The organism is Pseudoalteromonas sp. GB43, assembly GCF_054923805.1.
Genome location: NZ_JBPCHJ010000002.1, coordinates 853,193 through 866,826, shown reverse-complemented (window position 1 = coordinate 866,826; position 13,634 = coordinate 853,193). Strand labels below are relative to the sequence as shown.

13 protein-coding genes and 3 pseudogenes are annotated in these 13,634 nt (G+C 39.3%); 3 read left to right on the top strand and 13 right to left on the bottom strand.

Translation table 11 applies throughout. The features are described 5' to 3' along the window. Positions 1 to 110: 110 nt before the first annotated feature. Positions 111 to 1,595 carry a tetratricopeptide repeat-containing sulfotransferase family protein gene (locus ACRWSG_RS21365; RefSeq protein WP_462167475.1) on the top strand — a complete coding sequence of 495 codons (1,485 nt, stop codon included), beginning with the start codon at positions 111 to 113 and terminating at the stop codon, positions 1,593 to 1,595. Here the strand turns inward: ACRWSG_RS21365 and ACRWSG_RS21360 are convergent. From ACRWSG_RS21360 to ACRWSG_RS21325, 8 genes and pseudogenes are all read right to left on the bottom strand, one after another. Beyond that, a pseudogene (locus tag ACRWSG_RS21360) lies at positions 1,528 to 2,429 on the bottom strand (alpha/beta fold hydrolase). The gene ACRWSG_RS21365 and the pseudogene ACRWSG_RS21360 sit on opposite strands and share 68 nt — an antisense overlap. A 435-nt stretch (positions 2,430 to 2,864) precedes the next feature. After that, positions 2,865 to 3,380: a hypothetical protein gene (locus ACRWSG_RS21355; RefSeq protein WP_462167474.1), complete on the bottom strand. Its 516-nt coding sequence runs from the start codon at positions 3,378 to 3,380 to the stop codon at positions 2,865 to 2,867. An 86-nt stretch (positions 3,381 to 3,466) separates the two neighbouring features. Next, positions 3,467 to 3,820, bottom strand: a complete 354-nt coding sequence (locus ACRWSG_RS21350; RefSeq protein WP_462167473.1) for a hypothetical protein — start codon at positions 3,818 to 3,820, stop codon at positions 3,467 to 3,469. Positions 3,821 to 3,907: 87 nt separating this feature from the next. Further along, positions 3,908 to 4,306, bottom strand: a complete 399-nt coding sequence (locus ACRWSG_RS21345; RefSeq protein ID WP_235373847.1) for a hypothetical protein — start codon at positions 4,304 to 4,306, stop codon at positions 3,908 to 3,910. Between the two features lie 261 nt (positions 4,307 to 4,567). Further along, a complete protein-coding gene (locus ACRWSG_RS21340) occupies positions 4,568 to 5,032 on the bottom strand; it encodes a hypothetical protein (RefSeq protein WP_187491188.1) in 465 nt (154 codons plus the stop codon). 117 nt (positions 5,033 to 5,149) lie between these two features. Further along, positions 5,150 to 5,317: a hypothetical protein gene (locus ACRWSG_RS21335; RefSeq protein ID WP_165385119.1), complete on the bottom strand. Its 168-nt coding sequence runs from the start codon at positions 5,315 to 5,317 to the stop codon at positions 5,150 to 5,152. Positions 5,318 to 5,381: 64 nt separating this feature from the next. Next, positions 5,382 to 5,840: a hypothetical protein gene (locus ACRWSG_RS21330; RefSeq protein WP_055021640.1), complete on the bottom strand. Its 459-nt coding sequence runs from the start codon at positions 5,838 to 5,840 to the stop codon at positions 5,382 to 5,384. A gap of 276 nt (positions 5,841 to 6,116) precedes the next feature. Then, positions 6,117 to 7,316 carry a DUF642 domain-containing protein gene (locus ACRWSG_RS21325; RefSeq protein WP_462167472.1) on the bottom strand — a complete coding sequence of 400 codons (1,200 nt, stop codon included), beginning with the start codon at positions 7,314 to 7,316 and terminating at the stop codon, positions 6,117 to 6,119. A 333-nt stretch (positions 7,317 to 7,649) separates the two neighbouring features. On the opposite strand from ACRWSG_RS21325, the gene rlmF reads away from it, so the two are divergent. Beyond that, positions 7,650 to 8,555 (top strand): 23S rRNA (adenine(1618)-N(6))-methyltransferase RlmF, encoded by a 906-nt coding sequence (rlmF, locus tag ACRWSG_RS21320; RefSeq protein WP_462167471.1) that lies wholly within the window; start codon positions 7,650 to 7,652, stop codon positions 8,553 to 8,555. Positions 8,556 to 8,565: 10 nt separating this feature from the next. Continuing rightward, positions 8,566 to 9,573, top strand: a complete 1,008-nt coding sequence (gene ltaE / locus ACRWSG_RS21315) for a low-specificity L-threonine aldolase (protein WP_462167470.1) — start codon at positions 8,566 to 8,568, stop codon at positions 9,571 to 9,573. Here the strand turns inward: ltaE and ACRWSG_RS21310 are convergent. The 5 genes and pseudogenes from ACRWSG_RS21310 to ACRWSG_RS21290 form a co-directional block, all read right to left on the bottom strand. Further along, positions 9,556 to 10,140, bottom strand: coding sequence for a thymidine kinase (locus tag ACRWSG_RS21310; RefSeq protein ID WP_054552107.1), 585 nt, complete (start codon positions 10,138 to 10,140; stop codon positions 9,556 to 9,558). The two genes, ltaE and ACRWSG_RS21310, sit on opposite strands and share 18 nt — an antisense overlap. A 65-nt stretch (positions 10,141 to 10,205) precedes the next feature. Continuing rightward, positions 10,206 to 10,943, bottom strand: a complete 738-nt coding sequence (locus ACRWSG_RS21305) for a hypothetical protein (RefSeq protein WP_462167469.1) — start codon at positions 10,941 to 10,943, stop codon at positions 10,206 to 10,208. A gap of 159 nt (positions 10,944 to 11,102) precedes the next feature. Then, the gene (locus ACRWSG_RS21300) at positions 11,103 to 11,570 is read right to left on the bottom strand and encodes a methylated-DNA--[protein]-cysteine S-methyltransferase (RefSeq protein WP_462167555.1); all 468 of its coding nucleotides are present in this window, start codon (positions 11,568 to 11,570) and stop codon (positions 11,103 to 11,105) included. 2 nt (positions 11,571 to 11,572) lie between these two features. Continuing rightward, positions 11,573 to 12,923: pseudogene (locus tag ACRWSG_RS21295) on the bottom strand (DNA-3-methyladenine glycosylase 2 family protein). An 87-nt stretch (positions 12,924 to 13,010) separates the two neighbouring features. Then, a pseudogene (locus ACRWSG_RS21290) lies at positions 13,011 to 13,623 on the bottom strand (superoxide dismutase). Positions 13,624 to 13,634: the final 11 nt, after the last annotated feature.

Genomic DNA, 13,634 nt, shown 5'->3' with positions numbered 1-13,634 from the left:
AAAGTCGATACCCCGGATTTTTTCTGGATATTTATAGTTAACCAAGGCGAAAGACATTTCGCCTTTTTCGTTTTATAGTAAATAAAAATAACAAATAACCCGCCATTCCTATGCTGTTAGAAAAAGCGAATCAACTACTGAATGAAAACAAGCTTAAAGAGGCCGAATTTCATTTTAAAACCATTCTCGATTCAGATCCTGAAAATGGCGAAGCGTTATTTGGATTGGATCGCATTGCACTGCGTTTAGAACGTTATGATGCTGCGGTTTACCTTTTACAAAGAGCCTGTGAACGACTACCGCACATGCTTGAACCACTCCATGCCCTTGCCGATGCTTTTAATGGCGTGCATTCACCGCAAGATGCCTTAACTGTACTCGAATATGCTAAATCAATTGCCAGCCATAACCCTGAGCCACATTACTATCTTGCCCAACATTATTTAACTTATGGTGAGTTAGACAAAGCGTACAGTATTTTAAAGCATGCACTCGGTATGGAAAATTACCCAGTGACGGCGTACATTTTATTTGAACTAGTACAGTTTGGGCGCTTTAACAACGAACAAAATTACATAAATGAGCTACACCAGTTTTTAACTTTGACCAATAACCTGCGCTTAAAAATGGTGTGTTATTATGCCCTTGGTAAAAGCTATGATCAGTTAAATGATACAGAACAAGCTTTTAACTACTTCAGTCTTGCTAATAAGCTACAAACAAAACTCACGCAGTTTAAAACCCATGACTTAGTGCCTTTTTATCAGCGCATCATAGAGCAAAATACAGCTGAGCTAATTGATGCCAGAGACAAAACATTTACAGGTACAATTACTCCCATTTTTATAATTGGCATGCCAAGAAGTGGCTCAACGCTGGTAGAGCAAATGCTGGCAAGCCACAATGACTTTGCCAGCCTTGGCGAAGATGCCAGTATCAGTAATCAGGTTGTTGCATACCTTGAACAACAAACGCAACTCCCCTACCCAGATTGCCTAGCAGAGCTAAACCAAGGGCTAATTAACACTGCCCGCAATATTTATATTGAACGAATAAAACAAGCGCCAGTTGTGCGCCCTTTTATGATCAACAAGCTACCTGCTAACTATCAGTCACTTGGATTGATTTACTTACTCTTTCCTAACGCCAAGTTTATTAATATGCAGCGCGAATATGATGCAATTGCGTGGTCGGTGTTTAGCAACTATTTTGCTGAAAACGAACCTTATTTTTGTTCACTCCCAGAGTTTAAACAGTACTTTGATTTGTATCAGCAGTTAATGGAGCATTGGCAAAACGTGATGCCAGAGGCGGTTTTTGATTTAAGCTATGAAGCACTTATCAGTGACAGCGAACAAACACTAACAGCCATGTGTAAGTTCTTAAACATTGAGTACAGCACACAGTTTTTAGATTTTTATAAGTCAAAAAAACCGGTGGCAACGCTCAGCAAAACGGCTGTGAGACAGCCGTTAAGTGATAAAGCAGTAGAGAAATACAAACGCTACGAGAGCGCAATGCACACGCTTATGCGTGAGTCTCAAACCAGTTCAACAAGTCAAAAAACTGGTCAAAACGCGCCTGTGGGTGAGTAAGCATATTAATGTGATCATAATCGACCTTATGGCCAAACTTACGGCCATAAATGGTCATTTTTTGCTTACCGATGCCGGACTCTTCCATAAATTTTTCAATATCAATCGGCTGGCATAGAGCTTTATCTTTAACACCCGCCACATGCATAATGGGCGGCAGTGCCTTATCAGCTAATGCGTTAGCGTAATCAAAGCCATCGTCAGTATCGACCCAAGGTTTACGCTTAGCCCACTGCATACTTTGATAATGTGACTTACGGGTTTCATCATCACTGCCCCATTTCAGCTTTTTAGCCGGCACAAAGCCATGCTTACGGGCAACTAAGGGCGCCAACCCATACCAAATCAAATTACCTTGAATATACTTGCTTGGGTGATGGTTATACAAAGACCGTTTAGAACCAAAATAGCCGCAGGCTTTCACATCATCAATCAACTCAGGAAAACGGGCAAACACACTGTTCATTAACACCCCACCCCATGAGTGCGCCACCCAATAACGCGCAGGCTCGCCTTCAAGCTGCTTAATTTTATCTAAAAATGCAGGGATATCTTCTAAAATAGCCTCGGTTTGACCATACTTTGCATGCTTTGAAATCGCGGGTTTGCTTTCACCACGACCACGTAAATCTGCCACATAGCAAACATAGCCATGCTCAGCTAAAAATGGTGCTAAACCTTTATTGCTGTGGGTGTAAAAGATTTTGCCATTTTCAACGGCACCATGCATAAAAAACACCGCAGGACCTTCGCATCAGTCTTACTGATACGGCGTAAATGTAAGGTTTGGCTTTCGGCGAGTTTAATAAACACCGATTCTTGTTTAATCGTCACGTTTGACCTTTTTATTTTTATAGACTCATCGTACCAGTGTTAAGTTACGCCAGTCTATTCAGCAAAGCAAGTTTTGGCGTGGCGATTGCCACTCAAAATGAGAATCTCAGGCACGATGAGATTTTGATTAAATAGTAACACCAATGCAGAGCCATTATTTATCGATGTTAGAAATTCTAGTTACAGAAGCATCTGGCTAAATTTTGATGATTTCTATGTAACGGAATTAAAATATACGGAGGAGACAGCCTTTTGCCATTCGTGGTCTTAAGTTTATCATTAAGTGTGAACAGACGTTGAGCATGATAAATATCTGGACAAAAGCGTGTTGGTGTATTTATTTAGTAACGCTTTGCTAAGCGGCAATAAAATATCTGGCTCAAATGAGGTCGGGGTAGCGCAAGCCAAACGTTTTGAGTCCTTTGAAGTCTCTTCTTATAGCGCGTTTTCACAAAAGCATGATAGGCAAAGACCTGATTTACTATCAATCAGCCTTTCTTCACAACACTCTTCTTCACACATTTTGCTTAAAAGAGTTCCATTGTAATTGCAAATGCAGCATTCATACGAGCCCTCGGATTCGGTTAATTGATATGTCTTTGCACAATCATGAATAAACTCGTGATCCCAGAAATCCATTTGCGAAACGACTTGGTAGCAACTTGGGCAATGAAGTGATCTTTTCGTTTTATTGTAGTTAAAGTAAAGCTTAACTTTTGCTGGTGTTAATACTTCCATAACAGTTCTAAATTCGTTTAGTAATGCGTTTAAGGTATATGATTCAGTATTATCTTCTTCAAACATTTGGACTGAATTTACAGGAGTTTTGTCGAGATACTGCTTTCTAGATTCAAACCAACTACCTGTATCAGAAAAATAATGATAAGCAAATAATATAAATTCAATAACTTCCACAGGCTTTACAGTTAACGATTTGTCTACCGTATGCATGACCTTATTTCTAATAACTCGAAGTTTTTCATACCACTGTACAAATTGATCAGTAAATCTTGTTCCACAGACGGTATCATGTACTTTTAGCAAGTCTTGTGCATCAAGAGTTCTAAACAGTGAAAACTCAACATCCTTTTTACTACAACCTTTTGATAAGATTGAGGGCTACCAGAAATTAGCAAATAAGGAGAAACATTAGCAATTCTGCCTTTTATATAGAATTCCACAGCCTGTTGCACGAGAGCTGTAGCAATAATTAGTGTTTGTTTGGCTGATCCCCAATATCTCTTACTCTCAACTGAATGTTTTGAATCATCAATTAGGTCGACTATTTTTTCAAACTCACTAATGAGTTCGACAACTGAATCCCAAGAGGAATTTAAATAATCCGTAGCTGCATTGAAAAAATCGTCTTTTGTTGGAAAATCAATAATCAACGCACACTCCTTTTCTCCATTGCGCTATAACGCTTTAAACAGCGGAAAACGCGAGCGTAGAGAGTGGTTTTCCGGTGATTTAACTTGTTAGTTTTCAACTGCCGCTACCAATTTACCGTCAATTGAAAGACTGCCATCGCGAATTAAGACATCTCCAAGCCACACTGAACCGTAAAATTTATTGTCCAAATAAAGTTCTTTACTGTACCGACCAACAATTTCCAATTTATGCTGACTCGATTGTGTGCCAAATATTACGGTATGCCGTAAAGGTGAAGGTGACGTTTTGCCTTCAGTCGAAATAGGCATAAGTTCCTCACTATAGGGTTCTATAATTTTGATGGTTAGCCCTGGGTGATTGACATTATATTCCACCCAATCACCAACTCGCTTACCTGTATCTGCGCCAGTAAATCCAATCAAGTTAGCACAACCTGATACAAAAAATACAACACCTAACATGCTCAATTTGAAAAACGTACTCATAGAATCCTCTAAAAAACTAATAATTTCATAGTGCGCGCGTCGCGCACCTTTCCACCAATGTCACGCTCATGTATTTAATAAATCTATTAGTAACAAATAACTTAAGGCATCGGCAACTCGTATTTTTAATTAGTCCTAAAGGTATTCAGAAAAAGAAAATGCGCTCGTCGCTAATTTTCTTGAATATGGGAGCGAAATAACTATGCTGTGTATTTTTACAGCAACCGATATTGGTACCTCTCAAAACGTCTCATCTGTATTTTAATTAATCTTGTCATGTAGTGACTTACACAATTCATGATGCCTGAGGCGGTTACCAAACAACGAAGTGAGTCTATCTGTACCACCTGTTTTTTCATAAAACTCTTGTACTGTGATTTCTTTTTGTTCGTAGCTCATTAGCTGCCAAAAACCGTAAAAGCCTCTAAACCAAAAATAATAGAACACAGCTCCTACGCCTAATAAAAGATATACCGCTTTACCTGCTTTTTGTTTGTATTTTATGGCGCAATAAAAAAACCAGATACAACTTAGTACAGCGACAATGGAAAACCCTAAAAAAGGTGTCACTACAGAGTTGGCATTATCCCAAAGTGAGCTTAGACAGGTTGAGTGCCAATTTAACTGCATAGAAAAAATTAACGTAATTTTAAAAAGGAAGTACAATAAAACGGTTGTAAATACAGCATATAAGATACCACTTTCCTTGCTTTGTTCTTTTTTCAATTCTTTCCCTTTATGTTATTAAAAGCCCTGCATGATTATTTTACTGTTGAGTGGTTAGGTTGCTGTTTAAACCAAGTATGATAATTTCAGGTGAAGTATATGTTTTACTAATCTCTATTAGTCTTTACACTCAAAACCTTTAGAGTCGACTTTAGCGATGTTGTCTTTATTGCCACACTCTTTAATTGCCATCTCTGTGTGATTGTGCTCATTGTATTGTTTAGCAATTGCGCCAAGGCTTAGCACAATTACTACAGCTATCACTATTTTTTTAATTTTAGACATAAACACTCCTTTGAAAATAAACTATTTAAATACAAACAGTTGCGCTTGCTATTTTTGATAAAACTTAATCAATAAGCGCCATCGAATTTAAATTGAAGTTATAAATAGAGAATGACTCACCTTCTTCTTTTAACGTGACGGTTATTTGTGCGTCTCCATTCGTGTATGAAGCTGGAATTAAATAAGTAACATAAGTACCAGAACCACCTCCGGTAACAGCTTTAGAGCTAACATTTATAAATTCAAATTCACCTAGTTCTTTTAATTCGCCCAACTTTGAGAATGCACGCATGATTTTAGAAATATCTTCATCTGTGGCATTTTCAATTGATGATGGGGTCATATAGTTTTTGAGAGTTTGAGGATCCCATTGAGAGATATCTGTAATTGCTGAATTTAGGTAAGGAATAGCAGTTTCTTTGTAAGCAGAGGATTTATTCGCAGTCCAAATTGCTAAAAGTACAAATAAGCTAATTAAAACTAAAAATGTTATACCAATTCCTTTAAGTATCTTTTTAACCATGATTTTTATTATTTTTCCTTGATTGAATCACTTACGAATTTATCAGCTTTAGGTGTTTTATGGTAGTACCCAATGTGACCCAATTTGAGTAGAAATTTTTAAACACTAATTTTAGTAGCTTGTATCATGACCAATATACCCGATCTTTCGCTCTTAACCTCAAGTAGCCCATACTTTAAGCAAAGCAACCTATCAGTTATCAAATAATTTTGCTTACCATGTTTAATAGACTAAATAAAAATAGCCAGAACCACTGGCTATTTTTATAAACACCGCCTATTCGCAGTAGTTATCTACGAAAGTTAAATCATTAATGTGCTCTGGTGCATCCATAACGTAACTAGAGTCAGCCGTTTGAGGATTAACACTGTAAATCTTCGCATTTTCGCCTGCTTTTCTTGCTGAAACATACAATGTTCCATCATCAGCAATCGCTAATCCTGAAGCCCAATTAATGCCGTGTTCACCAATTAAGGTTAACTCCATCGAACCATCATCAATGGTATAGAGTGATTGACCTGTTAATACGTAAAGTACATTATTATCAGCAGAATATGCTACATCACCATGTGAGAAAGAATCTCCCGAATAGCGCATCTTGCCTAGTACTGTTTTTTCTCCAGTTTGCAAGTTGTAGTCATACATATAAGTTTTACTTGTCGCACGTAAAGATTGTCCATCTGCCGTGACTGCTGAACGATAAATTGGCCAAGATGTAGCATCAGCCTCAGCAACTTGAGCGCCCGTTTCTAAATCTAACGACCAAAGTTTTGACGCTTTCGTGCCCGAATCAAGTTGTTCCATAAAATAAAGTTTGCCATCATAACTTGCAATGTTTGAAGCCGTATTTTGCGCTCCTGCGACCACACTGTAAGTATTTGTCTCTAGGTCAAATTTATAAACATAACCCGTTTCAGAAGAACCAAAATTGTTAATACCAAATATACCAGAATGACAAGCCTGCTTTTGAGTGACAACAACGTTATCAATAAAACCGCCTAGACTATCACTCGCACCTGCGCCGCTAAAACGAATTTCTGAAGAGTTTGAATCTGCTTCTACAGATAATGTAAATGATTGCCAGCCTCTTTGCGTCGCATTTACGTTTAGTACTGTTGTTCCATTCCACTTCACATCAACTTTATTTGTATCATTGTTACCGTTAATACGAGGCGAGTAGTAAAATGAAACTTCATAAGTTTTTCCAGCCTCAGTTGCGACTGTTTGAAAGATGCTGTAATTAGAAGTAGAGTCTAGCTCGACATATTGATTACCTTGCTGAGCAGTAATAAGACCTAGACGCGATGTTTGAATTTCAAATCTTGCACCTTCACTTTGCCATCCGTTAACTTCATCTAACAATGTCCATGTTGAATTTACGACATCCAGTTCAAATGAGCCGTTTGCAATTAAATTGTCTGCAATTGCAATTTGCGAAGCAAAAAGTGAAGACATTGCTAATATAGATAACTTCATATAATAATTCCCCAAGATTAGTTGTATTCACTGCATTGTGAAAAAACAAACCACCTCAATCATTAAACTACTTATGAGTAGAAAAAGTTAATTGATAAAAAACTAACTTCTCTCTGCAATTGAGCGCTTTGAAATGGACTGTACATAAGAGAAAGCACAAATGATGCCAAAATTAAAAAATTGATTATCAGCGTGCTCTGAATCGCACGAAAGTTAAATTATCTATAATTAGTGAATAACTGATAAAGTGATTATTAGATTAGCACTCCCACATTTTAAAAATTTATTTGGTACAATCAGCCTTTGATATGGCTAACAGATAGGTTTTCCTTAATGCATCCGCGAAATCGCCACTTAAATGGCTACGACTTTACTTTGCTATGCAAAGATACTCCTGCCCTAACACCTTATATAACGCAAACGCCAGCGGGCACTGATAGCATTGATTTCACCAATGCGTTAGCGGTTAAAACCCTCAACCAAGCGTTATTAAAAAGCCATTATAAAATCGATTTTTGGGATTTACCCAACAACTACCTTTGCCCGCCAGTTCCTGGCAGAGTGGATTACATTCATCACTTGGCCGATTTATTAGCAAGCGATAACCAAGGTCATATTCCTACGGGTAAGCAAGTAAAAGTGCTTGATGTAGGCACGGGTGCAAATGTGATTTACCCGCTTACGGGTAACCACGAATATGGCTGGCACTTCACAGGCTCAGATATTGATGTATTGTCTGTTAAAATTGCTAAGCAAATTGTGCAATTTAACCGCCTCAAAATAAATGTTAAGCAGCAAAGTAACGCCAATAAAATGTTTACGGGCGTAATATCGAATAAAGATGTCTTTCACCTAACTTTATGCAACCCACCGTTTCATGCCAGCGAGCAACAGGCAAATGCAGGTACTGAACGTAAATGGAAAAACTTAAACAAAGCGCCACAAAAAGCGCTTAATTTTGGTGGCCGTCAAAACGAGCTTTGGTGTGAAGGCGGTGAACGCGAATTTATCAGTAAAATGTGTATTGAGAGCCAAGAGTTTGCAGAGCAATGTATTTGGTTTACATCACTTGTTTCAAAGTCTGACACTTTACCGCATATAAAAAAGTTACTCAGCACACTTGATGTGAAAGAAGTAAAAGTTATAAAAATGGCACAAGGCCAAAAAATAAGTCGCTTTATTGCTTGGAGCTATTTTGACCAAGCCGACCGCGAAGCCATTCTTAACGAACTAGTATAAGGATAATAAAATGATCGACTTTCGTTCAGACACAGTTACAAAACCAACAGCAGCCATGCGCGCGGTCATGAATGACGCCCCAGTAGGCGACGACGTTTATGGTGACGACCCAAGCGTTAATCAGCTTGAACAATTTGCTGTTGAGCGCCATGGCTTTGAAAGCGCCCTTTATTGTTGCTCAGGTACGCAAGCCAATTTACTATCATTAATGGCGCATTGTGAACGTGGCGACGAATACATTTGTGGTCAACAAGCGCATAACTACAAATTTGAGGGTGGCGGTGCCGCTGTATTAGGTTCTATTCAGCCGCAACCAATTGAAAATAATGCCGATGGCAGCATAGATTTAAACAAAGTTGTGGCTGCAATTAAAGCTGATGACTTTCACTTTGCTAGAACCAAACTACTTAGCTTAGAAAACACCATTGGTGGCAAAGTTCTCCCGCTAAGTTATCTTAAACAAGCCAGAGAGTGTGTTGATAAACATAACCTTGCTCTGCACTTAGACGGTGCCCGCGTGTATAACGCGGCGGTTAAGTTAGGTGTTGATATCACTGATATCACCCAGTATTTTGATTCAGTGTCTATTTGCTTATCAAAAGGACTCGGTGCGCCGGTTGGCTCACTATTACTAGGTAGCAAAGCTCTGATTGATAAAGCGCGCCGCTGGCGTAAAGTACTTGGTGGTGGTATGCGCCAAGCGGGTATGCTGGCAGCCGCTGGTCAGTATGCACTCGAGCATCACGTAACAAGACTTGCTGAAGATCACGATAACGCGGCGTATTTAGCAGAGCAATTAAACACGTTAGCTGGTTTTGATACATCACCTTTTCAAATCGATACCAACATTGTTTACGCAAACGTTGCCGAACATATCGACTTAAAAGCAGTGGCACATGCGCTAAAAGAACAAAATATGTTATTTTCGCCAGGAAAACCACTGCGATTAGTGACCCATTTAGGCGTCACTAAGCAAGATATTGATAGCTTTATCTCAGCATTAGCGGCCGAGATTTAACGCTTCTTTATAATGTTTGCGGCACACTGATACATACCGGTCGTTGCCGCCAATTTCTACCTGATTACCGTCTGCAATCGCATTGCCATGCTCATCGGTACGCAGTACATGATTAGCTTTACGACCACAATGACACACTGTTTTCAACTCAATTAGTTTGTCAGCCCATGCAAGTAAGTATTGTGAACCACTAAATAACTCACCTCTAAAATCGTTACGTAAGCCATAACACAGCACTGGAATACCAAGCTCATCAACCACATCCGTTAATTGCATTACTTGGTCTTTTGATAAAAACTGACACTCATCAACTAAAATACAATGGCGCTTTTGCTCTGCATTTAAAGATTTGATCAATTCAAATACATCTTTCTCTGCATCAAAAATATGCGCATCAGCCTGTAAGCCAATACGTGAAGACACCTTGCCAACACCTGCTCTATCATCAATAGCCGCTGTTAAAATAACCGGTTCCATACCACGTTCGCGGTAGTTAAATGCAGATTGTAAAAGTGTGGTAGATTTGCCTGCATTCATTGCAGAATAATAAAAGTACAGCTGTGCCATGATGTTGCCCAAATTTTAAAGTCGCAATATGCTACCCTAATCGAACGACAACATCATCCTTTACCTTATTCTTTTGTCCCATAATGAGTGTTTTGTTCTGAGCTCATATTTTGCAACATTCTTGCATAAACCCCTGCCAATTTTTTACTAGCGAGCTGCTCCCAAACTAGGTTTGCATCTAGTTTATGCTTATAGAAAAACTCATTTGAAAAAGCCAAATATGCTATTGAGGTATTGATTGGTGGGAACAGTGGAGCAAGTTTAAATTGGTAGTACTGACTAAGGTCGACTTTATTCTTAGAAATCTCACAAATCACAAGTGCTGCATCAGCATTTCCCTGAGCAACTCGTTCAATCGCAGTTTGTAGCGTAAATGTGTGCTCAATAAAAAACGCATCTTCACTTGCAGCATCACCAACAAAATGGTCATTAGCAACAGCTAACGAGAATGCTTTTGATTGAAATACCTCACGTGAATTCCACTTTGAATGAAAACGTCGTTTACCGATTAAACATTGGCTCAAAGATGCGAATGAATATTTATCGAGAGGTTTGCCCTGTTTATTAACAGGGAAAACAGCATAGTCACTTTTAAGCGCGTTAAAACCAGAAATAAATGCATCAACAGTGCCGTGCTTTATTGATGATATACATTCTTGCCAAGGCATTTGTTGGTATTGAAATTGAACTTCATCTATTGCGAGATCTAATTCCTTTAGAGTATTAATTTGTGCTTGGCTATTAATAATGGGGATTTCGTTTTTAGCATCGATAAACATCGGCGCTTTATTATGATCCGCCACACAAATTTTAATTAGTAAGGGAGACGCCTCTTTCGCATAACAAGTAAAAGTAAAAAACAACCCTGTACACAAAAATACTCTAGTAAAAAACAACATCACTGTCATAATAAGTTACTAATTTAGTTAAGCTTTAAATAGTGTAGAAGGCAATTTAACTTTTTACAAAATTCCTTCGTGTTTCAGTAACCACTCTTTTCTTTCAAGGCCACCCGCATAGCCTGTGAGTTTACAGTTTGCGCCAATAATCCGATGGCACGGTACAATAATGCTAATCGGGTTTTTACCATTTGCAGCGCCCACTGCACGCACCGCTTTTGGGTTATTAATGGCAAGTGCTATCTCTTGGTAACTTTTAGTTTGTCCAAATTCAACATCCATCAGTGCATGCCATACTTTCCTTTGAAAGTGGGTACCTTGGGTATCGAGTGGAACAGTAAAACGCCTACGCTCACCATTAAAGTACTCATTAAGCTCACTTATACATATTAAAATAGGTGTAAGGGTGTGCTCATCAACAGCCTCTGTTTGCATCGTAACCACTGGGTAGAAGCCAACGTAACTGACACCTTTTGCTGTACTTTGAATGGTAATATCGCCAATGGGGCTTGGCATTATAACTTGTTGCATACTCATAATTGTTGCCATAGTTGAAAAGTTAAATATGAACGAAATGGTGCACAGTGCTCACTGTTAAATTCGCTTATTCCAGCGAGGGCTTTTTTAACCCCTAAGTCGCCCGCTAGTAAAATGTCGGGGTGGCTTTGACCGCGTAGCTTGGCGTAATTAACTGTCCACGGACCAATGCCTTTGAGCTCAAGCCAATTATCAAGCTTCTTGATTCTCTGGGTTTTGCTGACAATAAGCACTTAAACGCCGTAGTGCATCTTTGCGTGATTGTGGCATTTTAAAAAAGTCGAGTTCAGAATTGGCAACCCAATCAGGGCTTGGAAAATAGTGGTTAGTACTTTGCTGATTAAATTCATTCACAAGCTGAGTTACGAGATTGTGAGCCGCAGTAACACTCACTTGCTGACCAAGAACCGCACGTATGCCCGCTTCATAGTCTGACCAAATTCCCGGCAAACGAAGCCCAACACAAAGCGGCATTGCGCCTTTAAGCTCTGCATCTAAATGCTGTTCAATAGTTTGCGTGTCGGCGTCTAAATCAAGCACACGACGAATGTTATGGATCACTTGCTGTAAATAACGGGTGTTATCTATATCAATCGCCACTTTAAAATGGTTTTTATGCTCAACAAAATGCGCAGTGAATTGCCCTTGGCAATATTTGTCTTTAAAAGTACGACCATAGCTCGTTGCACTCAGCCATTCTAGGCCACTAATTAAACGGCGCTGCAAAAAGTCATGCAGTGCTTGCCAGTTATAAGGCGGCCTAAATGCCAGTGTTAAGGTTAGCGTGGCGCTTGGTTTTTTATCTGACTTGCGTAACTTTGAAGGAGCGATATTTAACTGCTTCAAAAAAGCATCATTAAAACGACGAATACTATTAAAGCCAGAAGCAAATGCGATATCTGCCACCGACAAATCTGTTTCTTGTAATAGCTGCTTGGCAAAATTGCATTGGTTAAATAATCGATATTGGGTGATCGAGAGTCCAAAATGTTGGTTAAACAAACGGCGTAAATAACGGCTCGACACCCCTAGCCTGTCTGCTAAAACCTCACAATCGTAGGCCTCACCTTTATCAATCAGTTGTTTTGCGCGTAATGCGGTGGTTTTAGTACCTAGCCAAGCTGGGCTATTCGGTGCACTATCTGGGCGACAGCGAATGCAGGGTCGAAAACCATCCTGCGCAGCCAAGTGCGCGTATTGGTAATATTCAACGTTCTTTTCTTGTGCTGTTGGTGCGGGGCAAATGGGTCTGCAATAAATGCCAGTACTTTTTACCGCCACAAAAAACACCCCATCAAAGCGTGGGTCGCGGCTTTGCCTTGCTGTTTGCCATTGTTGGCTAGTCATAATTTTTCTCGTTACACGCTAATACCGTTAGCTTAACTGAATATTATTTTTTGACTAGCCAGTTTCGGACCTTAACTAATTAAACAGCTATTTAATTGCAGCTAAATATCGGCGCTCAACTTCCGGTCCAATTGATCACTTCGTAAAATGCCGCAATATATTCAGGGCGACGATTTTGATACTTCAAGTAATATGCATGCTCCCACACATCTAGCCCTAAAATAGGTATGTGATTTTGCATAAGTGGACTATCTTGATTGAGGCTACTTTCAACAATCAATTGGTTATTTTCATCAACACATAACCACGCCCAGCCACTGCCAAAGCGACTTACCGCTGCATTCGTAAATTGCTCTTTAAATGCGTCAAAGCTGCCAAATGTATCAACAATTGCTGTATTTAATTCACCACTTGGCTGACCACCGCCGTTTGGTGTCATTATTTGCCAAAATAATGAATGATTATGGTGACCACCCACATGCTCTTGTACTGCTTTTTGTAAAGACTCAGGCATTGATGAAATAGTGCGTAGTAATGTTTCAGCATCTTGCTCAGAGTAATGGCTGCCCTCGAGTGCAGCATTCGCTTTATTGATATAGGTTTGATGATGCAAGGTGTGATGTATTTCCATGGTTTTCGCATCAATGTGCGGTTCAAGTGCATCATAGTCATAAGCTAAATCGGGTAATGTAAAAGGCATACTGATTCCTT